The sequence below is a fragment of the uncultured Cyclobacterium sp. genome (assembly GCF_963976465.1).
In the GTDB taxonomy this organism is placed as follows: domain Bacteria; phylum Bacteroidota; class Bacteroidia; order Cytophagales; family Cyclobacteriaceae; genus Cyclobacterium.
In genome coordinates this window covers 1-22,462 of sequence record NZ_CAXBOC010000005.1, presented here as the reverse complement: position 1 = coordinate 22,462, position 22,462 = coordinate 1, and the positions used below count along the sequence as shown (strand labels likewise).

Genomic DNA, 22,462 nt, shown 5'->3' with positions numbered 1-22,462 from the left:
AATAAAATGTAAGTATAATAACGAGTTTTATATAATGAATTATGAATTTGATATCTTTTTTTGTATTAAGCCCGTATTTTTTTATAAATTTAGTGAAGTTTTCACCTAGTTTTTAGTCTTTCACTCCACCAACCTGATGTTTGAAAATATTTTCAAATCCCAATTACTGACTTTTAAAAAATTACATGATGGTGAAATTGAGGTTCTTTATCAATCCAATGACACCATTCCCTGGGAGGACCGGGAGCTCAAATCCTTAAACAAAGATATACAGAATGATATTTATTCAACCCAAAATGTCTCCTTACTAATCGGTATATTTAATCAATTAAGGAAAAGTGATCATTTCGAAACTTTTCTTTTATTGGACAGACATTCTTTTGTAAAGGTAAAAATTGAAGGGTGTATTGTTCCTCATGGAGAAAATGAATTTTTGGTGAATGCCATGGTCAACCAAATACCTTGCAATTCCGGCAGGTCTTGGTTGATTTATACCGAAGGACAAAGGGTCCTTACAGAGCTAGGCAGTCCAAAAACTCATCCCTTATCCAAGGTAAATGATCTTGAACAATATTTATGGGCTGAATATCCTCAACTTAAAGAAAAATTTGGTAGTCTGTTGACCGCAAGAAACCCGGAAAACATCAAGATAGAATCTAAAGGTTTCAAATTCAAAATCAACAATATTTGTTCCAGCTATTATTTGATTTCCGTAGAAGAGCCCCGGACACTTAAGCCTTCTAGTAAAAAGATAAAGAAGCAGGGTAAAATTGTTGATTTCGAACAACATGAAAAGATTTACTTCAAATACCTAAAGAAAACCCAAGAAGTATTGTGGGCCGGTCCATTGTTTAACCTACTGGGCTATGAAGATGGGAATTTTCGAAGTTTTTATATTTGGGATTGGCTAAATTTGATCCACCCCGAGGACAAGCAAAAAGTAGAAGATTTTATATCCCAAGACCAATACGGGAAAAATTACTATTCTATTAATTATAGGGTCAAACACAAAAAAGGGCATTATCAAGAAGTGAAGAACAATGTGCGCTTTTTTCAAAGCCCATATACTTTTGAAGAAGGACTTACAGGTAACCTCATCAACATTTCTGACCATCAATATAACCCTATCAAACCGAAGAGCAAAGAAGGCCTCATCAAAAAACTTTCCGAGAAAAAATTTATTCAGGGCATGCTGACAGAAGTGTCGGCCATCTCGAGTTTATTTAAAGGAAAAAACTTATTCGAAGAGATTAATTTTCTTATTTATAAAAAGTTAGGATTTAAATATTGCCTCATAGGAAATTTAAGCAACGGAAACAAGAAAATGGAGGTCTTGTCCCTTTGCGATGAAGGAAAAAAGCTTTCAGACAAAGATGGGAAATGGAGCGAAATCCTAAATAAGGAATTGCTATCACTAGACAGCAACAACAATTTTTTGATGATTAGTTCTGAAAATAGTGAGTGCTTAGCAAACATCTCCATCTTGGCTAAACAGCAAATCAGTTCCTTAATTAGGTTAAAACTATCCGACACGGAAAGAAATGAAATCGGAACTTTGTGCCTGCTTCATGACCAACCAATAAAAAACAAAACCCATTATAGTGAGCTGTTTGGCATCTTAAGAGATTGGATTAGCAAAGAGCTATATCGTTTCCGATTCGAAACCATGCTTCAAGAAACCAATTATATGCATGATGCAATACTGAACGGTACTGCCTATGCCATCTTTTCTGTCAACCATCAATTTGAACCAATACTGATAAACAATAAGACCCTCCCACTATTAAATATAAAGGACAAAGAAGACTTACTGAAAACCATTCTAATAAAAGACAATAAAAGAAAATCACTTCGTCAGGTAATCATCAATTTTTTAAAAACCAATCGGAAAGTAGCCTACTTCCATCTCCCTTGTAAAGGTAGCCTTGATAAGGAGCTAAAAATATCATTTACCAGGGTCTTGTACGGAAAAGAAAACAAGGAGTCCTATGTAGTTTTTGTAGATGACATTACGGAAAGAACCCTCTCTGAAAAGAAACTTATTGCTTCTGAGCAGCTATATAGAAGTATTGCAGGAAATTTCCCCCGAGGAACAGTAGATGTTTTAGACAAAAACTATTGTTATTTATTCACCGATGGAGAAGAATACAAGTTATCGGGTATAGATCCCAAATCTTTCATCGGAACCAACTTATTAAAACAGTTTACGGGTAAAACATTGAAAGTTGTCAAGAGCAACCTTAGCAAAGTATTAGAAGGCCAAAGGGTTAGTTTTGAGACCGAGACAAAAAGCAATAAATACTTACAAAGTGCGGTACCTTTAATGAACGACGCCAATGAAGTAGACCGTATTTTATTGGTAAAACAAAATATTACGGAAGCCAAAAAACTTGAATCAGATCGACTCAACTTAATCAAAGACTTAAAATCTCATAATGAAGAACTTTTGAGATTTGCTTATATCGTATCACATAACCTGAGGGCTCCTATAGTCAATATTTCGTTATTACTAGACTTGTACAATGAGGATGATCCTTCAGATCCAGAAAATCAAGAAGTTTGGGAAAACCTTAAAATCTCAACCAATTTACTAGACTCCACCCTTCAGGATCTCATAGAGGTGGTTTCCATTAAGAAACAAAAAATACCTAAGGTAGAACACATTGATTTTAAGTTGCTTCTCAACAATATTGAAAAAAGCTTATACAACCAACTTAAAGAATCAGGAATAGTCATCAATAAAGATTTTACAGCATTAAATGACATCAATTATATTTATGCACATCTGGAAAACTTTTTGATGAACATTATGACCAATGCTGTCAAATATAAACATCCGGAACGAAATCCTATCGTCAATATCAAGACCTATAGAGATGGAAAATATTGTGTCATTAGATTTGAAGACAATGGTATAGGAATAGATTTATCCAGATATGGTGATCGTATTTTTGGACTCTACCAAAGATTTCATACCCATGTCGAAGGAAAGGGCTTGGGGCTTTATCTAGTTCGAGAGCAAATCAGGGCTCATGATGGTAAAATAGAAGTAGAAAGCAAAGTTGGCAAAGGAACCATATTTAGAATTTACCTTAGAAACCTAATCATCAATCAGCCTTAACTCTAAACACCGGTTCCTTATTATTCAACTGTTACAATATCATTCGGGTTTCAATAATGCAGCTGCTTCTTCATCAAGAAACAAGGTCGTATCCGAATGGTCTTGAAGAATTGATGCAGGCATCGACTCGGTTATGGGACCATTCACCATATCTCTAATGGCTGCAGCTTTTTTACTTCCGTACGCAATAAGCACTATTTTTTTGGCATCCATAATGGTCTGAATCCCCATGGTTACTGCCTTTTTGGGAACACTTTCCGCACTTTCAAAAAACCGTGCATTTCCATCAATGGTTTCTTTTGTCAATTCGGTCACATGCGTTCTCGTATCGAAAGGAGTTCCCGGCTCATTAAAACCTATGTGTCCATTTGTACCAATACCCAGTAATTGTAAATCAATTCCTCCTGTATTGGCAATTTTGGCCTCATAATCCTCACAAGTTTTATCGACATCCCCTGTCCCGCTAGGCACATTAGTTTGCCCCAAAGGGATGTTAAGCCCATTAAATAAAGAAGTGTTCATAAAATGCCTGTAACTCTGGGAATGAGAACCATCTAAACCGATGTATTCATCCAGATTAAAAGTAACCACTTCTGAATAATCGGTACCATTCTCTTGGTGGTCTTTAATCATGTTTTCATAGGTTTCCAAGGGAGAGCTTCCGGTGGCCAAACCCAATACAATGCTTGGTTTTGCCTTTACAGCATCAACAAACATTTGTGCAACAGCACGATGTAAACTTTCCTTGTCTTGAAAAATCTGTATTTGCATAATTCAATAGTAATTAAATATAAATGGTTAATGAGATACTCAAATAAAGGTTAAATGACCATCAGTCGGTTTAAGAATTAAAAAAGAAATTAATCATTAATTGAGAATGGGTAAATTAAGCTTGAATCTTACGGCCACTAAGCGGATTATAATAATCAATGCAATAGAAACCAACAGATTTGTATTCCTAACGACACCAAAATAATCCAAAGAGAGATACAATACTGCCCCGGCCAAACAAGCTGAAGCATATACTTCTTTTCTAAATAGTATTGGAATTTCATTGGTCAGTGTATCCCTTATCACACCTCCCATAACGGCACTAAACATACCCATAATGGCTGCCACTTCCGGTCTAAAGCCCAAATTCAAACATTTTTCCACTCCCAGGATTGTAAAAAATGCTATCCCCAAAGTATCAAAGAGGAACAAAGTTTTCCTTAGTTTCGTCATGTGGTTAAAAAATAAAAAAGTTGTGATTAAGCCAGCAAAGATGGCATATAGAAAATTAACGTTTTCAATCCAAACCAAGGGGTAGGAATCGATAAGAATATCTCTCAAACTACCACCTCCAATGGCCGTGATAAAGCCCATAAACCCTACGCCAAAAAGATCTTGGTCTTTATTTTGAATTGCTAAAGCCCCTGAAATCGCAAAAAAGTAGGTTCCCACCAACTCTAAAGCATATTGCAAATCCATTATACCCATTATTTATTCTTGGCTTTTTTCTGAAAAACAAATACTCCCATGGCCCTTTTGTTATGAACCACAACCGATTTTGAAGGTTCAAGCAAACTAAGCAGATGCTCATTCATTATTTCCTTTATCAAGGGTTCCGTTAAAACAAATCGTACAGTTCCATCAGGGAGATTTTGCACCAATTCTGAAGACTGACCCTCTAGGACAAAAGCACCTCCTGCATCTGTACACGTTCTCAACCAAAAGATCCCGCCAGGCTTTAACACACGCATATGCTCCCGAAATAGTTCAAGAAAATGAGCCTTATTTTTAGCAAAATGCAACACAGCACTACTTAGTACCGCATCGAAAGCTTCAGAATGGAAAGGGATATCTTCCAAGTTGGCTACTTGAAACCTTAATGGGTCAAAACCTGGATCCATGGTTCTTCCTGAAACCCTGGCCATATTAATTGCTGATGAATTGCCATCCACCCCAACTATACGATATCCTTTTTGAATAAAATAATGTGTATTTCTTCCTTCTCCACAGCCAGCATCAAGGATCATCATTTCTTTGGTAAACCTTCCCTTTAGCAGTTGATCTAAAAGATAAAGGTCTATATTTCCTAGCAATTTATTTAGTTCATTTATCTCCATATTTATGCCTTAATTGCAGCAAATTTCACCGAAGTAAAACCTTTGTTTATTTCATTATGAAACTAAAAATAACAACTCTTAAAAAACAAAGGTCGTTCTTTTACTCGATAAAAGCTCATTCATTTGCGCCAAAGAAATAGAACTAAAAATTAAAAAATGACCACTGAGTTCAATTAAGACATAAAAGCCTCTACCTATACTTTACGCCTTGTCCTTTTAAATGAGAAAATAAGATAAACCCTGCCTGGCAAACACGAAAGAGCGTAGCCAGAGCAACAAGAAATCATAATGTATAAAAGCGGATTTAAATAACTTCATATAACCCAGCCAATATTAGAACTCCACGATGACTCCGATAGTTGGCAAGACCGTACCGGCAGGATTTGCCACCTCTCTTATCAAATACCGGCTTGGATCTTCAGGATCCACAATCAGTCTATCCTGATCATCACGATTGGGAACTAAATTTGCTTGCTGTTCGGCTTGAAAATTATATGCGTTTTGAATATCAAAATACCAATTGAGATTCCATTTAATGTAGTAATACTTTTTATCTACCCTCAGGTCTAACTGATGAAAACTTTTTAATCGCTCGCCATTTATCCTAGTAAAATCAAACCTTCCACTGTTGTACAAACCCCAATTGGAACGCAAAGAAGAGAATTCCAGATCATAAGGGGTGTAAGGAGTTCCACCCAAAAATCGCCAACGAGCTCCCAGTTCCCAATCTTTTTTAAATCGCTTTCCTGCTGTTAGGCTTACAATAAATCGATTGTCCCAAGAAGAAGGAAGGTATCCCGTATTTGGATTGGTAAACTCACTCCTCACAAGTGTAAGTGCCGCAATGCCATAAAAGCCCTTGTACAAACGCTGCTGGGCAAGAAGCTCCAAACCATAGGCCCGACCTTTGGCGTCAGAGGTAACGGGCTCGTTTCCTATCACGCCAAAATCAGCTCCAAGGTTTGCCAAGGCAATTCCATTTCTAATAGAACTGGGATAATTTGCATAACTTTTATAAAAGACTTCCGCAGAGAGTTTTCTGTTCTTTGCGGGAAATTGCCACTCAAAACCTGTGATATAATGTGTGCTCCGCATAAATTTCACATCATTTACCTGATTCTCAAATAACCCCTCATTATTTTGGAAGCCCAAAACGGTATAGGGTGGTTTTTGGTAGTAGATGCCTGCATTCGCATTCCAAAACAAATTGTCTTTTAATTGGTAACTGGTAGAAAACCTGGGACTAAGTTGGTTCAGGGGATTCTTAGCCGTTTCGCCAAAATCACTGCCATCCATACGAAGACCCAAATTCACTACCAACCGATCCTCAAAGTACTTTTTACTTCCCATCACAAAGGCTCCATAGCTATTGAATAGAGAGATGGATGAAACATCCCGGGGAAGCCCGTTTTGATCCGTAAATTTAGTGTCATAGTTTTCTATCAAATACCGACTAAATTCATAATTCACACCATATTGCAGGGTATATCCTTTTGAAAAAATACTGTTTTCTGCTCTAAATTTATTTTCGCTTTCCTGAGAGAGGTAATCGAATTGTAAATTGTCCTCACTGGATTCATCATTCCCCGAATACTTATAAGAACGATTGTTAAGCATATTTCGGCTTACAATAAAAGTCCAAAAGCCATTGTCTCTAAACTTCTTTAATTTAGCACCCATGGCATAGTTCCACTGGGTCGATATGGGCAAGTTGTCCAACAAATACAGCCTGTCGTCTCTTTCTTCTTCTGTTTCCTCATCTGGAACGTCAAAATTTAAGGCAAATTGATCGATGGCTCCAACCCCCAACACTGTCAATTCCGTTTTGTCATTAATTTTAGTCTTGGTTTTAAAGGTAAAATCGTTAAAAGTAGGTAGGAAAGGTAGCCCAATCAATCTGAAAAGTCCTTGAAGATATGACCTTCTGGCAGAAAAAATATAGGTGGTTTTTTCTCCGATTGGCCCCTCATTGGAGAGGGTTACTTCACTGGCCCCTAAGGTGACCTGAGTGAGCATTTTGTCTCGTCTCCCATCTTTCAGTTGGAACTCGAAAAAGGAACTCAAAGCATTCATTCTATTGGCTGGGAAACCGCCACTTAGTACTTCAACATTTTGTATCAAATTGACATTCAAAATGCCCACCGGACCTCCCGAGGATCCTTGGGTAGCGAAGTGATTGATTACGGGCACTTCTATTTCATCAATAAAAAATTTATTCTCATTGGGTGCCCCTCCCCGAATAATGATATCATTTCTAAAACTTGCAGAACTTGCCACACCCGGTAAGGATTGTATTACCCTACTTATGTCTCTATTGCCTCCGGGATAACGCTCAATCTCATTGGAATTGAGTTGGCGTGCAGATACGGGAGTTTCTTCCGTCCTGCTGAAGGTTGCATCGACCACCACCTCCTGAAGATTGGAAGCATCTTCTTCTAGTTCAAAGTCCAATTGAACAGCATTGGCTTTGGTAACCTGAACCTCAAATACAGTTTTTGATTTGAAGCCTACAAAAGAAGCCTTCACATTGTACAAGCCCGGCTCTAATCCACTAATAACATAATTCCCCTCCAAGTCTGAAACTGCCCCAACCTCCAGGCCTTGCACAATAATATTGGCAAAGGGTATGGGATCATTATTGATAGGGTTAAGGACCTTTCCCTGTATTACCCCTTCCTGTGCATATAATGTGAGGAAAGAAAAAAACAATAAGGTTGACAATAAATACTTCTTCATAGCAAGGGACTGTATCAGCAGTCGAAATCGGTTTTGGGTAAAAATTTATGAATCAAATATTAATTAGAAAGCTTTTTTGTTTTCCAAAGCCTCCACCATGGTGCATTGGGAAACTCATGATGTTCAAAATGATAACCAAAAAAATAACAGGACATAAATGCCCATAAATGGTTTTTTTTCAAGGTTCCTGAATGATGTTTATTGGGATGTTTTCCTCTGTGAGGAAGGAAGGTGCCAAAATAAAACAATTGAAAGGTAGACAGAATAGCAGGCAACATCCAAAACAATATCAGGTTGGGCACAGGAAAAATAAATTGCAATAGATTAAATGTTAGTGCCATTAAAAGAAATTGCCAAATGGTAAGGTAGTTTAAAATAAAGCTTAGGTACCAAGCAATAAAATTATCTGAAGTATGGTAATCGGGATCTTCCTCAGTTGCCACATGTTGGTGATGCTTGTGATGGTTGGGAAATAACCTCCAGTAAAAATTAAAGGAGAATAAGATGGCGGCAAACCATCCTATAAAATGGTTTAATTTTTTATGCTTCGAAACCACCCCATGCATGGCGTCATGAGCCGTAATAAAAAGACCGGTATAAAGGTGGGTTTGCACCAAAATGCCGAGGTACAAAATTGGACTTGAATAATTTATGGGAAAATGCAGCAAAAGTGTCAAAGAAGTCGCCCAAAGCAATATGATCGAAAAAGCGATGATGATACCTTTTGGATCAATGGAGGTAGACAACTGTCTTTTTATAGAGGTATTCATGGAAGCTCCTAAGGATTATAGGTTCAAAAAATTAAAATGTCTTGATGGTTTCCTCCACCTTTTCCATCAGCCACATCGGCGTTGATGTGGCCCCACATATCCCAACGCTTTCTCCCTTTTTAAACCATTTGGGATCCACCTCTTCAGGACAAGAAACAAAATAAGTTTGAGGATTTTTTTCTTTACAAACATTGAACAGCACCTTTCCATTAGAAGATTTAGTACCGCTTACGAAAACGATATGATCGAATTGAGCCGCAAAGCCTCTTAGTTCCTTGTCACGGTTAGAAACTTGACGACAAATGGTGTCATTTGTATTGATGGTAATCCCATTGTCCGTCAAAATTTTATTGATTTCGTAAAATTTGTCTGTACTCTTGGTCGTCTGACTGTAGAGGGTTATGTTTTTAGGAATATTTTTTAGGTCCAATTCATTGATATCTTGGAAAACGATCGCCTTATTTCTGGTTTGTCCCAAGAGTCCGATCACCTCAGCATGGCCATGCTTTCCATAAATGTAAATGTTTTCATCCTTGTCAAAGGAATTTTTAATCCTATTTTGAAGCTTTAAAACCACCGGGCAACTGGCATCAACCAAGGTAAGATTATTTTTAATGCCCAATTCATAGGTGGCAGGAGGCTCTCCATGAGCCCTAATCAAAACCTTTTCGTTGGTTAAACCTTTTAACTCTTCATGATTGATGATAATTAGTCCTTTCTTTGTTAACCTTTTTACCTCCTCATCATTGTGTACAATGTCTCCCAAGCAGTAAAGATGCCCTTCTTCATTTAAAATGTCTTCTGCCATTTCTATGGCGTAAACCACACCAAAGCAAAAGCCTGAAAATTGATCAATATGTACATCGAGTTTTAACATATATAATAAACCGACTACTCATCCAAATGTTTGTCAATATGCCTATTTAATTTTATAATTTAGGTGAACTAAATCCCAATCCATTAACGCTTTAAGCTACAAAAACAGTTCCTTGAAAATTAGATTAAGAAATGCTTGCCCAGTTTAGGAAATCACTTTATTAACTTCTTAATTCCAGCCCACCTTATAACCAAAGTAGGTACTTATTAGAAGGGCAAATTTCCGGGCATTGGGAATCCTAATTCTCCTTTGGGTAATTGTTTCCGGAGACAAAGATTTAATTTTATAAAATAACTTCAAATAATAGAGATAAGCAATTTTTACTCCTAATTTGGCGCCTCTCGGAAGTTGGTTAATCCCCACCAATGCTTCTTCAAAGTCATGTTCAATATCGGACTCAATTTCCGATTTTACAGTATGGTCAAAAGTTTTGAAATCTACACCCGGAAAATATACCCTACCCCTGTCTTCAAAATCACTTTTTAAATCACGCAAAAAATTGACTTTTTGAAATGCAGAACCTAGTTTACTGGCTGCATACTTCAAATGCTCATATTTTTCTTTGTCTCCATCACAGAAGACCCGCAAACACATTAATCCAACTACTTCAGCAGAGCCATAAATGTATTCTTTGTACTTCGAATCATTGTAGGTAGCAAAATCCAAATCCATTGCCATGCTTTTAAGAAAAGCTTCTATGAGTTCCGTTTCAATATGGTATTTGTTCACAATAAGTTGGAATCCATGTAGCACCGGATTCATACTTATTCCCTCCTCTATTGCTTTATAAGTATCTTTTCTGAAATTTTCCAGCAACTCCTTTTTGTCTTTGTCATGAAATGTATCAACGATTTCATCTGCAAATCTCACAAATCCATAAATCCCATAAATAGGTTTGTGAAGCTCTTTACACAAGGTTTTAATTCCTAATGTAAATGAGGTACTGTAGCGCTGTGTAATTAATTTGCTACAGTCCAAGGCCGTATCGTCAAAAAGTTGCTTCGAATCCATCATAACATTTTCATTGATTGAAAATTTTAATTTTTAAAACACTTTAAAATCTCCTTAGCTACAACCTCACCTGAGATCAAAGATGGAGGGACTCCAGGCCCTGGAACAGTTAACTGTCCTGTATAATATAAGTTAGATAATTTTTTATTCCTAAGGGTTGGCTTCAAAATCGCCGTTTGTTTTAAAGTATTGGCTAAACCATAAGCATTTCCCTTGAAAGCAAAATAATCTTTTTTGAAATCACTGTGCGCATAGGAACGATTGTATACAATATGCGATCTAATTTCCTGACCTGTAATCATTTCCAGTCTATCCATGACTTTTTCAAAGTATTCATCCCTCAACGTTTGATTGTCATTTAGATCAGGGGCCAAGGGAATCAATACAAAGAGATTTTCCATTCCTTCCGGAGCTACTGAAGAATCTGTTACAGAAGGGGCAGAAACATAAAATAGGGGTTTTTCCGGCCATCTCGGATTGGTGTAGATAGCATCTGCATGTGGTTCCAAAGGCTCATCAAAAAACAGATTGTGGTGTTGCAAATTCTTTAAACGCTTGTCAACCCCTAGATAAAACAATAGGGAAGAAGGTGCCAATACCCTGCTATCCCAATATTTATCGCTGTAATTACTATACTCCGGGGCTAATAGGTTCTTATCCACATGATGATAATCAGCACTTGCCACCAGGACATCAAATGAAATTTCTTCTCCGGTAGCCAATTTTACGGTTTTTGCAGCACCACTGTGCGCTGTTATTGCTACTACTTCTGCTTTATTTCTAAAAACTACCCCCTTATCTTTGGCCAGAGCAACCATTCCTTCAATGATTTTATGCATACCTCCCATAGGATACCAAGTACCTAAGACAATGTCTGCATAATTCATTAGGCTATACAATGCAGGAATTTTCTGCGCTGTTTCTCCAAGAAACAACACAGGAAACTCCATCAGTCTAATTATTTTCTCATTGCTGAAATACTTTCGAAGGTGTTTGGACATGGATTGAAAAATGTCCATTTTCAACACATCTCTAAACAACCTGAAATCCAAAAACTCCATCAGTGAAAGACTAGGCCTTTTGACCAAATCATTAATACCTCTTTGGTATTTGAAAGCTGCTTGTTCCAAAAAAGCATCTAATCTTTTTGATACTCCCGGCTCTAGTTTCTCTAGCTCAGTTTTAAATTCATCCAGTTTTGCAGGAACGTTAATGGTTTCTCCTTTGCCAAAAATAACAGCATAGGAAGGATCTAATCTGATCAAATCATAATAATCAGCGGCCTTTTTACCAAAATTGCTGAAATAATTTTCAAAGACATCCGGCATCCAATACCAACTTGGCCCCATATCAAATGTAAAGCCCTTAGCTTTGAATTTTCTGGCCCTACCGCCCAGAACCTCATTTTTTTCCAGCACGGTTACCCTATGTCCTGCTGCTGCCAGATGGGTGGCTGTAGATAGTCCGGAAAAACCGGAGCCGATTACAACAATCTCTTTTGGTCTCATTTAATTAGTTAACGGTGGTATAAACCTTAAGATCGTCTTTTAATAGCTTCCTTGCAATATGTATCCTATTTTTTACTGTACCAATTGGAATATTTAATTTTATGGCTATTTCATGGTACTTAAAACCTCTATAATGCATTAGGAAGGGAGTTCTATACACCTCATCCAATTGATTGATAGCTTTGGTAATGTCATTCATTGCAAAATCCCCATAAACATCATTTTCAATAATGGTTGCACCGGAATTGATAAAGTGAAGATTTTCGGTAGTATCCACAAAGGTTCCTCTCCTCACCATTCTTTGGTAATTGGTGATAAAGGTATTTTTCATAATGGTATACAACCAAGCTTTTAAATTGGTCCCGTCGGTAAACTTATCCTTGTTGGTAAAGGCTTTCACCATTGTATCCTGTAGCAAATCATTTGCATCATCCATATCCCTTGTCAATTTTAAAGCAAATGGCTTTAAGGAAGGACTGAGCTTTGTAAGCGAATAACTAAAATCTAAAGTTGTCATGGATCCTGTGTTTTGTTTAATCAAACTTACACATTGTTAAACATCATACCAAATATTTTGTGTAATTTTTTTATTTTTTTGTTAAACAAAATTGTTAACTAGCTCAATTATAAACAATAAAACCCCTTTCTGAACTAGTAGAAAGGGGTTTTAAAAGCTTTTAACCATGAAAAGCTATATTTTTTTTGTTTAATATTTAAAATTAAAATTAAACAAAACGTGATTTATGACCAAGCTTTATTCAAAAATCGCAGCCAATTTTTATGCATTACCTTCTCAATATCTTCTTCTGTATAACCTCTTTTCAGAAACATTCCCGGAATTCTTGCGATATCAGCAATCGTTTCGAGGTCATAAGGACTTTGTTCTCTACCATAAGCACCGTCTAAATCTGTGCCTATTCCAATATGATTGGCATTGCCGGCAATTTGACAGATATGATCCATATGATCCACCACTTTCTCCAGATCGCAATCCATCTCCTTGGGCAAGGACTTCCCTCTAATCCAACCAGGAACCATCATCCAAGCATCTAGAGCACCCCCTATAACTGCCCCTCTATCTATAAGTACTTTGATCATATCGTCGCTAAACTGCCTATTGTGGTCAACCAGCGCCCTGCAATTATTGTGACTAGCCCAAACGGGACCATTGAAATGATCCAATGCCTCCCAAAAACAAACATCACATAAATGGGTCGCGTCCAAAATAATATTTAGCCGCTCCATTTCTTTGAGCAAGGCCCTGCCATTTTCCCCAAGAGGACCGGAAGCATCGGTACCTTGCGCATACCTACCCGGCCCGTAATGTGCCGGCCCCAGAGCTCTCAATCCATTTTCATAGGCTTTTTCTAGATAGCTTAGTTCTACAATCGAATCGGCTCCTTCCAGGGAAAGAATGTAACCAACCGGTTTTTTATCATTCGGTTCTCCATTCATCCATAATTGGACATGCGCATTCAATTGCTTCTTATTTCTGATTTGAACCATCTCCCCTTTGGCCTCCATGGCCTGATACCAAGCCAGCTGCCCTTGGGTTTGAGCCCAGGCTTGCTCGGGACTGTTCCATCCCGGGAGCGGATTGTCCGGCGCCACATACCTAGCAATTTGTGTTGCCACTACCAGACCAATATCTCCCTTTCTTAAGGTAGGCAAAGATACAGTAGCATTCCCACGGTCTGTTTTATCGGTCATCCCTTTTTCTCGGGTATTTATGGCTTCCACGGGCTGCGTAAGATCCCTGTTCCATTCAAGGGCATTCATACTTAAATCCAAATGGGCATCTATAGTAAACATCTTAATTTTTGATTTAATGTGGTAATTGAATTCACTTAAAAAGTAATTCTTCTGTCTCTGGCAAGGGTCTTCCAGCTTGCCACTTGTTCACCATCCTGAATAACCAGTGCTTCTTGATAAGAAGCAACTGTGGGACAGATATGAATTGGAACAGCATATAAAACATCTCCTATTTTATAAGTATGTCCTTCTTTGGCTTCCAAGACCAAGTGTTCTTCACTATGACTTACCGGCTCCAAGTCCGAGGCATTTAGAAATTTCACCCTGTTATCTAAAGGGTTTTCGGAAGCAATTGATTTATAACCTAGGTCCACACAGATGTAGTTCGAAGTAGGCAAAGACACCACCCTACACAACAGCAACGCCGCATATAAGTATGATTGTTCTGGAAGTCCACTTGCATAACCTTCATCCCAATAAATAAATGTACCGGGCGCGCAAGTAACCCTTTCCCTTTTGGAATGAAAAGGGAAGGTGGTTGACCCTCCGGCAATAACATCTAAAGTGACTTGGTGTTTTTTCTCCAGTTTTTCTCGCATTTGGGCAATTGGAGCGAAGCCAGCATCACATGCTTCTTCCCTTATTTTAAGGTTCGGATCTCGTAAATGACCATCATACAAGTGAAACCCCACTGCCTGTATGCCTTTCATAGCTACCAGCGCTTCAAACAATTCCTCAGCAGCTGCTCCGGGAGCAATACCTGTTCTATTTGTTCCAGCATTCAGATCAATATAAACACCAATCGTTTGACCGGCTTCCAATGCTTTTTCATTCAAGGCTTTGGCCGCGTCCACATGGTCAATTAAACACTGAAACTTAACCTCCGGAAACCTGTCAATCAAAGTCAAAAATCGATCAATTTTAGGACCAACCGGCTGATAAGCCATTAATATATCCTTTGCTCCAACAGTAGCAAGCAATTCAATTTCAGCAATTGTCGCCCCTTTAAAGGCTTTAATTCCTGCATCCATCATAAGCTGGCAGGCCTCGGCAGATTTATTGGTCTTTATATGGGGCCTAAGCCGATCAGCCGTCCCTACCTCTTGGATAACCTTCTCAATGTTTTTTTTGGCCCTATCCAAATACACCAGCAAAGCCGGACTATCTATTTTTTCGGGATGGTTTAATTCAAACCAATTGTCATGCATATTGTTTCTATTCATTTAATTCAAATGTGGCCTCAATCTCTACGGATATATTTCCCGGTAAGGAGCCAAACCCTACCGCACTTCTAGAACCAAGACCATTGTCCTCTCCCCAAACATCGGCAAACAATTCGCTACATCCATTGATAACAAAAGGATGCTCTTCAAAATCCAGCGCACAGTTTACCATCCCCAATACTTTGACTACCCTTTTGATCTTATTAAGGCTTCCCAACTGGGTTTGAAGTGTTGACAACATGGTCAAGCCTACTTGACGTGCAGCTTCTTTTCCTTGCTCTTTGTCCAAGTCTATACCTATTTTCCCTCTGATCATGTCACCATTTGGTAAAACCGGACCATGTCCTGAAAGGAACAAAAGATTACCGGTGATAACAATAGGACGATATACACCACCTGGAGGTGGTGCAGGAGGCAATACTAAACCCAACTCTTTTACTTTTGCTTCTGCAGACATATTTTTTTTGTTTATGTTATATAAATAAATCCAAAATCAGCACCCCTAAAAGCCCCAAAATGGACAATACTGTTTCCAGCATGGTCCATGAGAGAAAGGTTTGCTTTATACTTAAATTAAAATATTCTTTCACCAACCAAAAACCCCCATCGTTGACATGAGAAAAAACCAAACTCCCGCTACCAATGGCCAATACCATAAGGTTAGGATCTCCTACTCCTGAAGCAACCAAGGGTGCAATTATACCAGCTGCTGTAAGTGCAGCCACAGTAGCCGATCCTACGGAAATTCTGATTACTGCAGCAATCAGCCAGCCCAGTAAAAGAGGGTTGATGGACAATTGCTGCAATGAAGCCCCAATCTCTCCACTCACCCCACTGTCTACCAACACTTCCTTATAAGCTCCTGCCCCTGCAATGATCAAAAGTATCAGTGCAATATCTTTTACCGCTGAAGCATAACCACTCATAATATCCGCCACTTTAATCTTCTTGAATACACCAAGACTAAAGGTTGCCCAAGTCAAAGAAATCAACATGACAATATTAGGATCTCCAATAAACATCACAAACCCATACGCAGGGCTATCTTTGTCCATTTCCAAGCTTACCAAAGACAATACTATTAGAAGGAAAACCGGAAGTAAAGCGGTAAAAAGGCTATTTGCTAAGCCCGGTAACTCGCTTTCTTCCTTCGGCTTAACATTAAATACATCCAATGGAGTGACCTGCATTTTGCGCAAATAGGGGAGCTTTCCCAACAAAGGCCCACCCAAAATAATCACCGGAATCCCAATAATAAACCCATAGATCAGTGTAGTCCCCATATTGGCCCCAAACTGGAGGAAGAAGACCATGGGTGATAGACAAGGCAGCAAGCATTGGCATGCCCAAAATCATCACAGGGACTTTATATTGGTAAGCTACCGCAAAGACCAATGGCACCAACAGCACAAAGCCCACATTGAAAAACAATGGAATGCCCACAATAAATGCAGTAAGCCCTATGGCCCAATGGACTTGTTTTTGACCAAAACTGTTCATTAGAAATTGGGCAATTCGCTGAGCGGCCCCACTATCTGCCACGATTTTACCAAGCATGGCTCCCAGAACAATTACAATCACCAATGCTCCCATCAGGTTTCCTATTCCCCTTTGAACAGCAGTTGAAATCTCATCTAGAGGTATTCCTAACAATAGACCCGCTAGGATAGAGGTAATTAGGAATGCTATAAATGGCTCAACTTTGATCCAAACAATCAGTGCAACCAAGAACAAAATACTTGAGGCGACAATTACAAAAGTCATAGTGGTTTTTAAACTAAGCCAAAAATTACAGCATATTCTGCTAAATGCCTATTTCGCTATAAAAAACTTCCATAATTAATTTGACATTTAGCTAGAATGGATGAAGTAACTGTTTTTTGCTTTTGAGCAAACCTATGAAACCTAGGCAGGGACCAATGGCCAAAACTAGAAATATCGCATTGGAGTCAGTAAACGCCATCATTCCAGTGACCAATTGTATGCTAATGATAGATATGGTATATCCTATACTATTCACTAATGTAAGCGCCGTACCTTTGATATCCGCCGGCGCATGCTGTGCCACTAAGGTAGACAGTAATGGAGAATCTGCTATGACCACTATTCCCCAGAAAAAAAGAAAACCAACAAACAGTAATTCATTATTGCTGGAAAGGAATACGGGAGAAAAAAGACAACAAAGGCCTGATAATAGCAAAAAGAAAAAAGCTAAATTTTTAACTCCAATACTCGAAGCAAGAAAACCACTAAATACACAGGCCAAACCTCCTACACCAATGATCAGAAAGGAAAGCATCGGCACATTATAAGTCGCACCCAGATGTTCCGCATTAAATTTCAATAAAATCACAGGCACAAAAGCCCAAAAGGTATAGAGTTCCCACATATGACCGAAATACCCAAAGGCTACGGAGCGAAACTTTCTGTTTTCAAAAATTTTTATAAAAGCAGTGATTTTCGCAGGTTGACCGGCTTTGCGAAAAGGGCCATTCGGCACCAAAACCAACATCAATAAGCCACCCAAAAGGCTCAACCCGGAAGTGGCCACCAATACAGCTTTCCATGGGTAGGCGCCATTCATTTCTTTTAACAAATGCGGAAAAGCCGTTCCCATTACCAGTGCTCCTACCAAAAACCCAAGCGACTTTCCCAATCCTTTTTCATAGTAATCAGCCGCTATTTTCATCCCTACGGGATAAATTCCTGCAAGAAAAAAGCCCGTGAAAAATCGCAAAAAAATCAAACTCAGCAATTCATTGCCATCCCAAGTCACGCCTAAGTTGAACAAAGCTCCTATCAAGGCACTGAAAAAAAACACTTTCGAAGGTGAAAATCGATCCGCAATCGTTAAGAGTGCAAAAACCAAGGTACCTATAATGAAACCAAACTGTACGGCTGAAGTCAAATGCCCTAAAGCACTTGGTTTCAAGTCAAAATTGGAGACAAGATCATTGATCACACCATTTCCTGCAAACCAAAGTGAGGTACAGCAAAACTGAGAAAATACGATTACTGGAAGGATTAATTTAGCGTGTTTCAAATGCTGTTTATCAATGGATCCTTGGATGGCTTTATGGAAACATTTTACCTTGACACCAAATCCACTCCTTCTCTAACTTCTACAGCCCAGGTTTCAAGTTTCTTCAAAAGCCGATTACTTAAGTCCGGCTCTTTGGAATGCAAGTCATTCCGCTCTTGTAAATCCTCAGACAAGTTAAAAAGTTCAATTTTCTCACCTGTTTTATCTTCAATTACCACCAACTTCCAATCTCCACTTCTAATAAAACTTTTATTGCCATAAGCAAAGAAAACATCTCTTTCGGGTAGTTTTTTCTGTTCCAGTAGGTTCTCCTTAATACTAATCCCATCTATGGATGAACTGGGTTCTTTTCCTATAAAATCCAACAAAGTAGGTAGCAGATCCATGGAAAGGATCGTTTGATCATTGACTCCACCTCCTTCAATCTCTTTAGGGAAACTGAAGATCGCAGGAACCCTACTTCCACCTTCATAAGCACCGCCCTTAAACCCCCTCAACCCTCCATTGTTTCCATAATGATTGGCCCCATTGTCAGAAATAAATACGATAATGGTGTTTTCATACTGTCCGGTTTCTTTTAGGGATTGAATTATTTTCCCAACACCTTCATCCATCACCTCCACCATTTCTTTATAAATAGACGCTATACTGTCTTGAATTACCTCTTGGGTACCTGCTGTTCCAACCTCTCTCAAAACTTTATCAATACGCCTTTGGTAAGGGGAGTGGGGTGCTTCATGTGGCAGGTAAAGAAAAAAAGGCTTCCTCCCTCGTCCGGATTGTTATCTTGGATATACTTTACCGCATATTCAGAAATTAGATCCGTGGTATAGCCTTCTTCATTTTCAATTTCAGCACCTTTCCACCAGTCAAGATACCCTTCCTGGTCAATGTGCCCATGATAATCAACATTTCCACTAACAAACCCGACAAATTCATCAAATCCTTGAAGTGTAGGGTTGAAAGCTTTGTCATACCCCAAGTGCCATTTACCAAACATGCCTGTATTGTAACCATGCTGTTTCAACTCCTCTGCCAAAGTAACTTCATTTAAAGAAAGTCCTACCTCCCTATGACTTTTGGCCGTTACCACCCCTTCCACTCCCGTCCGCTGCTGGTACTTCCCAGTCATTAAGGCTGCTCGAGTGGGACTACAAACCGAGCCATTGGAATGATAATCCGTAAACAAAATCCCATTGGAGGCCAACAAATCGAAATTTGGCGTATGAATGAACTCATTCCCATAACAGGAGATGTCTCCATAACCTAAATCATCGGCCATTATTAACAGGATATTTGGCTGCATTGGCAAATTCTCTTTATCACCACTACATGATACCATCCAAGCACTTACCAACAAAAGGAATAGGTTATTTTTCATCTTATAAAGGTATGTTAAATTTGAGCAATTAAGGTTTGCCGAAAAAGGGGATATATGATCGGACCCCAAAAGAATTGTCCTTGAATAAAAATCCAACGCTAACCGGAACACCGACCAATGGACCAATCTTCAATGCCCTAGCTAAGTTATGAATAGAAAAAACATTTCCTCCTTTTTGAAAATATTCAGTAATAGAATTCCCTATATATAACTTGCCTTCGCAGTTTTACTAAGATTATAACGCTGCTCAGCCCCTAAACTGCTAATACTAGCGATTATAGGGGCTGAGCATTTCCGAAAGTAAAAAGCATCTACTGATCAATAAAGCCTACCACCTCATAGGCCCTGGTCCCATCAATTTGAATTTTTTCATAAAGCACATTGGAAAATTCATAGTAGGTATAACCATCTATGGTGACCTTTTCATGGTCTTTGGGTAATTCATAAATTATTGTTCCAACTTCAGGCGCTACAACTTCATAGGCATTGTCTATCTGAATGTAAAAGATCCCATTGAACCAAAAATAATTTCTTTGCGGGTGTTTAACCCTAATATAACCTATCGGCAGGGTTTTTATACGAAACCCCTTTTTAGGAGCAATAGCTATATACCTCCCCCCTGAATAAGTATAGAATTTATTATTGGCATAATAGTAATGAATACCTTTGTGCTTAATAACAGTTCTATCGGGCAAAGTTCTAACGGTAATTACCTTTTTATTGGGTTTTTTGTATACCACTTTTTTGCTTGGAGCCCTTCTATTTTCTTTATTTATGACAACAACTTTTTTTGATTCTCTAGATTTTTGAGCTGTGGCCATTTCAGGAATGGAGACAGAAAGAAGAAATATTAAAAGGCAGGAAATTTTAATTATATTTTTCATATTCTTAAAATTTGAACCCCGTATATGCAATAGTTTTTTTGGCAATCAGCCTAGCGTATTCTCTATGGCAGCAATTCCAAAAGGCAATAAAAAAACCATTGCTTTTCTCGGTGTTAAACATATCCTTTTGACAGCTATTAGAGGGGATGGTTTAATGGGAATAAAAAAAACCTAACTGTCTTATCAAGAAAAGAAAGTAAAATAGGTGCGGTATATGAAAAAACTAACCAACAATGGAAGCATTCGAAGGCTGTCATTTGTAAATAAAAGACAATTAAAATCAATTACCTTTTATCCACCTTAATTTGTACCATTTGTTGCGAGTGATAAACTGAATGAAATAACTCCCGGGAGGAAGGCCTTTCAATTCCTCCTCTAACTTAATCTTCCCAAACGAATCTAAGATATTTCCTTCTACAAACAACAAACCTCCTGAATTCCACACCCTATAAGTGAAATCCCAACGATCCTGTAAGTCGAATAGCTCCAAATGAACTTCACCACCTGTGTATGGCATGGGATAAATCCGTGGCTCTTGGTAGAGGAATCTGGGATTATCTACTCTCACAACCGGACTGAAGCTTAACTCTCCTACTTCATCTTCTGCTTTGACCTGATAATACCAATAGGGTTGATCAAAAGTTAGAAAACCATCTTTAAACCTCACTTTTTCTCCATAATCCTGACTCGATATTACTTCTATTGGAAAAAACTCCATGCTTTGACCATCAGCTCTTAAAACAGTATAGACTGCAGGCAATTTGGTATCATTCAGCCAAGCTATTTCTACCCCACTCCCTTTAAGCATGGCTTCAAATTCCAACCATTCCAAAGGTAATACACTTAATTCATTGATACTTGCAATAGCAAAGGCATTGTTCGACATTTCCTCCAAAGCCACCGTCCTTCCTGCCCATAATTTACCGGAGCGTTCACTCGCAGGTAAATGCAAGCCTGCTGCTGCCACTCCATTCCCTGTCAACCTCAAATGATCAACATCTTGAATACCCAGATCATCTGACAAAACCCAGAGGTTGATCGTTGAAGAAGGTCCGGCCACAGCTGTTATTTCAAAATAACTGTCTAACTCGTAAACAATTCTTGTCCCATCTACATCACTAAAGCCGGGGTCATAGGTAACGCCGGGATTATTAAAATAACGAATAGTAATACCATTCCCCTGTTCGGGAAGGTTTCCGTCCAATAATAAATGTCGCGGAAACCCTAGTTCATTGTCAAAAAATGGAAATAAGGCATTTTCTTGATCCGGAGATTCGGGAAGATTGTGATAAATTATTTCCGCCAAATTATGCCAATTCCCGCTACTGTAATTGTAGCTTCCTGAGGTCCCAAAATCCAATAAAAGCGAATTGTTTAAAAAATTTATATCTCCGGCGAGTTGCTCAAAGTTTTGAAGAATACTTAGATCATATTCAATAATTAGCATCCCGGAACCTTTATTCACATCCAGTTCAGCCAGTTCAAAAGATGGAATGGATAGCTTCTGATCAGTAATTCCCTCAACAATCAGGCGGGTTGAGGTCCCGTTGACCATTCCTCCGTCCAAATACACTATGTCTCCTATTACCTTTAATAGTGGTGGCAATACCTTCTCGGCATTACCTGAAAAATACAAATGCTTGTAAACAAAGTCATGCTCAGATGCTGTCATGCTACTTTCTATAAAGCCTTGGGAACTCCCTTCTCCATTATAGATTACATTACCATCCAATTGCACGCTGACCGCATCAATTATGGGTCGCTCTCCGGAAAGCACCAGATTCCCGCCTTCCTCAAGTACAAAAGAACTCGCAGGCCTGCTTTCGGACCTGCGTATAATTTGATTGAAGGCCTTGGTCCCCTCAGAAATTAATGTGGCTCCTGACAATATCCTAAAATCCCCATAATCTTCAGCTCCAAACCCCTCTTGGGTATTGAATGAAAAAGTTGAGGTATAGAATGGAGTCTGTTCCTCGTTGAGGGTTTGTCTTACGGTACCACTTTCCACTACAAAGCTATTGGCTTTAAAAGCCGCATTAACTAGCAGG

Annotated in this window: 18 protein-coding genes and 1 pseudogene; 1 reads left to right on the top strand and 18 read right to left on the bottom strand. The window is 38.6% G+C overall.

Annotated features, from left to right (window positions below; all coding sequences use genetic code 11):
• Positions 1-136 precede the first annotated feature (136 nt).
• A complete protein-coding gene (locus AAC037_RS00850; RefSeq protein ID WP_339900926.1) occupies positions 137-3,121 on the top strand; it encodes a PAS domain-containing sensor histidine kinase in 2,985 nt (994 codons plus the stop codon).
• Between the two features lie 39 nt (positions 3,122-3,160).
• Here the strand turns inward: AAC037_RS00850 and nagB are convergent, their stop codons facing one another.
• The 18 genes and pseudogenes from nagB to AAC037_RS00760 all read right to left on the bottom strand — a co-directional run.
• Positions 3,161-3,892, bottom strand: a complete 732-nt coding sequence (gene nagB / locus AAC037_RS00845) for a glucosamine-6-phosphate deaminase (RefSeq protein ID WP_339900924.1) — start codon at positions 3,890-3,892, stop codon at positions 3,161-3,163.
• 96 nt (positions 3,893-3,988) lie between these two features.
• Positions 3,989-4,591, bottom strand: coding sequence for a trimeric intracellular cation channel family protein (locus AAC037_RS00840; protein ID WP_014019352.1), 603 nt, complete (start codon positions 4,589-4,591; stop codon positions 3,989-3,991).
• 8 nt (positions 4,592-4,599) lie between these two features.
• Complete coding sequence (locus AAC037_RS00835) at positions 4,600-5,229, bottom strand: class I SAM-dependent methyltransferase (RefSeq protein ID WP_339900922.1); 630 nt, start codon at positions 5,227-5,229, stop codon at positions 4,600-4,602.
• Positions 5,230-5,562: 333 nt separating this feature from the next.
• Positions 5,563-7,965: a TonB-dependent receptor gene (locus AAC037_RS00830; RefSeq protein ID WP_339900920.1), complete on the bottom strand. Its 2,403-nt coding sequence runs from the start codon at positions 7,963-7,965 to the stop codon at positions 5,563-5,565.
• A 59-nt stretch (positions 7,966-8,024) separates the two neighbouring features.
• On the bottom strand, positions 8,025-8,735 hold the full coding sequence (locus AAC037_RS00825) for a fatty acid desaturase (RefSeq protein ID WP_339900918.1): 711 nt from the start codon (positions 8,733-8,735) through the stop codon (positions 8,025-8,027).
• A 31-nt stretch (positions 8,736-8,766) separates the two neighbouring features.
• Positions 8,767-9,612, bottom strand: a complete 846-nt coding sequence (locus AAC037_RS00820) for a 4-hydroxy-3-methylbut-2-enyl diphosphate reductase (protein ID WP_339900916.1) — start codon at positions 9,610-9,612, stop codon at positions 8,767-8,769.
• A 168-nt stretch (positions 9,613-9,780) separates the two neighbouring features.
• Complete coding sequence (locus AAC037_RS00815) at positions 9,781-10,623, bottom strand: phytoene/squalene synthase family protein (protein ID WP_339900940.1); 843 nt, start codon at positions 10,621-10,623, stop codon at positions 9,781-9,783.
• 26 nt (positions 10,624-10,649) lie between these two features.
• Complete coding sequence (gene crtI / locus AAC037_RS00810) at positions 10,650-12,131, bottom strand: phytoene desaturase family protein (RefSeq protein ID WP_339900914.1); 1,482 nt, start codon at positions 12,129-12,131, stop codon at positions 10,650-10,652.
• Positions 12,132-12,135: 4 nt separating this feature from the next.
• Positions 12,136-12,648 (bottom strand): RNA polymerase sigma factor, encoded by a 513-nt coding sequence (locus AAC037_RS00805; RefSeq protein ID WP_339900913.1) that lies wholly within the window; start codon positions 12,646-12,648, stop codon positions 12,136-12,138.
• Between the two features lie 224 nt (positions 12,649-12,872).
• A complete protein-coding gene (locus AAC037_RS00800; RefSeq protein WP_339900910.1) occupies positions 12,873-13,943 on the bottom strand; it encodes a membrane dipeptidase in 1,071 nt (356 codons plus the stop codon).
• Between the two features lie 35 nt (positions 13,944-13,978).
• On the bottom strand, positions 13,979-15,106 hold the full coding sequence (locus AAC037_RS00795; protein WP_339900908.1) for a D-TA family PLP-dependent enzyme: 1,128 nt from the start codon (positions 15,104-15,106) through the stop codon (positions 13,979-13,981).
• On the bottom strand, positions 15,099-15,563 hold the full coding sequence (locus AAC037_RS00790; protein WP_303615051.1) for a RidA family protein: 465 nt from the start codon (positions 15,561-15,563) through the stop codon (positions 15,099-15,101). Before AAC037_RS00790 ends, AAC037_RS00795 begins: the two co-directional genes overlap by 8 nt.
• A gap of 16 nt (positions 15,564-15,579) precedes the next feature.
• Positions 15,580-16,870, bottom strand: a pseudogene (locus AAC037_RS00785) (gluconate:H+ symporter).
• A 91-nt stretch (positions 16,871-16,961) separates the two neighbouring features.
• Entirely contained in the window at positions 16,962-18,149 is a 1,188-nt protein-coding gene (locus AAC037_RS00780; protein ID WP_339900905.1) for an MFS transporter, read from the bottom strand.
• A gap of 44 nt (positions 18,150-18,193) precedes the next feature.
• Entirely contained in the window at positions 18,194-18,856 is a 663-nt protein-coding gene (locus AAC037_RS00775; RefSeq protein ID WP_339900938.1) for a sulfatase-like hydrolase/transferase, read from the bottom strand.
• Positions 18,841-19,530: a sulfatase-like hydrolase/transferase gene (locus tag AAC037_RS00770; protein WP_339900903.1), complete on the bottom strand. Its 690-nt coding sequence runs from the start codon at positions 19,528-19,530 to the stop codon at positions 18,841-18,843. Before AAC037_RS00770 ends, AAC037_RS00775 begins: the two co-directional genes overlap by 16 nt.
• A 311-nt stretch (positions 19,531-19,841) precedes the next feature.
• On the bottom strand, positions 19,842-20,414 hold the full coding sequence (locus tag AAC037_RS00765; protein WP_339900902.1) for a DUF6515 family protein: 573 nt from the start codon (positions 20,412-20,414) through the stop codon (positions 19,842-19,844).
• A 280-nt stretch (positions 20,415-20,694) separates the two neighbouring features.
• On the bottom strand, positions 20,695-22,462 hold a 1,768-nt coding region (locus AAC037_RS00760; protein ID WP_339900901.1), incomplete at its 5' end, for a hypothetical protein.

Bases quoted from the DNA above. Each gene is read 5' to 3' on its own strand.
- AAC037_RS00850 (WP_339900926.1), top strand. From the start codon at position 137: ATGTTTGAAAATATTTTCAAATCCCAATTACTGACTTTTAAAAAATTA.
- nagB (WP_339900924.1), bottom strand. From the start codon at position 3,892: ATGCAAATACAGATTTTTCAAGACAAGGAAAGTTTACATCGTGCTGTT.
- AAC037_RS00840 (WP_014019352.1), bottom strand. From the start codon at position 4,591: ATGGATTTGCAATATGCTTTAGAGTTGGTGGGAACCTACTTTTTTGCG.
- AAC037_RS00835 (WP_339900922.1), bottom strand. From the start codon at position 5,229: ATGGAGATAAATGAACTAAATAAATTGCTAGGAAATATAGACCTTTAT.
- AAC037_RS00830 (WP_339900920.1), bottom strand. From the start codon at position 7,965: ATGAAGAAGTATTTATTGTCAACCTTATTGTTTTTTTCTTTCCTCACA.
- AAC037_RS00825 (WP_339900918.1), bottom strand. From the start codon at position 8,735: ATGAATACCTCTATAAAAAGACAGTTGTCTACCTCCATTGATCCAAAA.
- AAC037_RS00820 (WP_339900916.1), bottom strand. From the start codon at position 9,612: ATGTTAAAACTCGATGTACATATTGATCAATTTTCAGGCTTTTGCTTT.
- AAC037_RS00815 (WP_339900940.1), bottom strand. From the start codon at position 10,623: ATGGATTCGAAGCAACTTTTTGACGATACGGCCTTGGACTGTAGCAAA.
- crtI (WP_339900914.1), bottom strand. From the start codon at position 12,131: ATGAGACCAAAAGAGATTGTTGTAATCGGCTCCGGTTTTTCCGGACTA.
- AAC037_RS00805 (WP_339900913.1), bottom strand. From the start codon at position 12,648: ATGACAACTTTAGATTTTAGTTATTCGCTTACAAAGCTCAGTCCTTCC.
- AAC037_RS00800 (WP_339900910.1), bottom strand. From the start codon at position 13,943: ATGTTTACTATAGATGCCCATTTGGATTTAAGTATGAATGCCCTTGAA.
- AAC037_RS00795 (WP_339900908.1), bottom strand. From the start codon at position 15,106: ATGAATAGAAACAATATGCATGACAATTGGTTTGAATTAAACCATCCC.
- AAC037_RS00790 (WP_303615051.1), bottom strand. From the start codon at position 15,563: ATGTCTGCAGAAGCAAAAGTAAAAGAGTTGGGTTTAGTATTGCCTCCT.
- AAC037_RS00770 (WP_339900903.1), bottom strand. From the start codon at position 19,530: ATGAAAAATAACCTATTCCTTTTGTTGGTAAGTGCTTGGATGGTATCA.
- AAC037_RS00765 (WP_339900902.1), bottom strand. From the start codon at position 20,414: ATGAAAAATATAATTAAAATTTCCTGCCTTTTAATATTTCTTCTTTCT.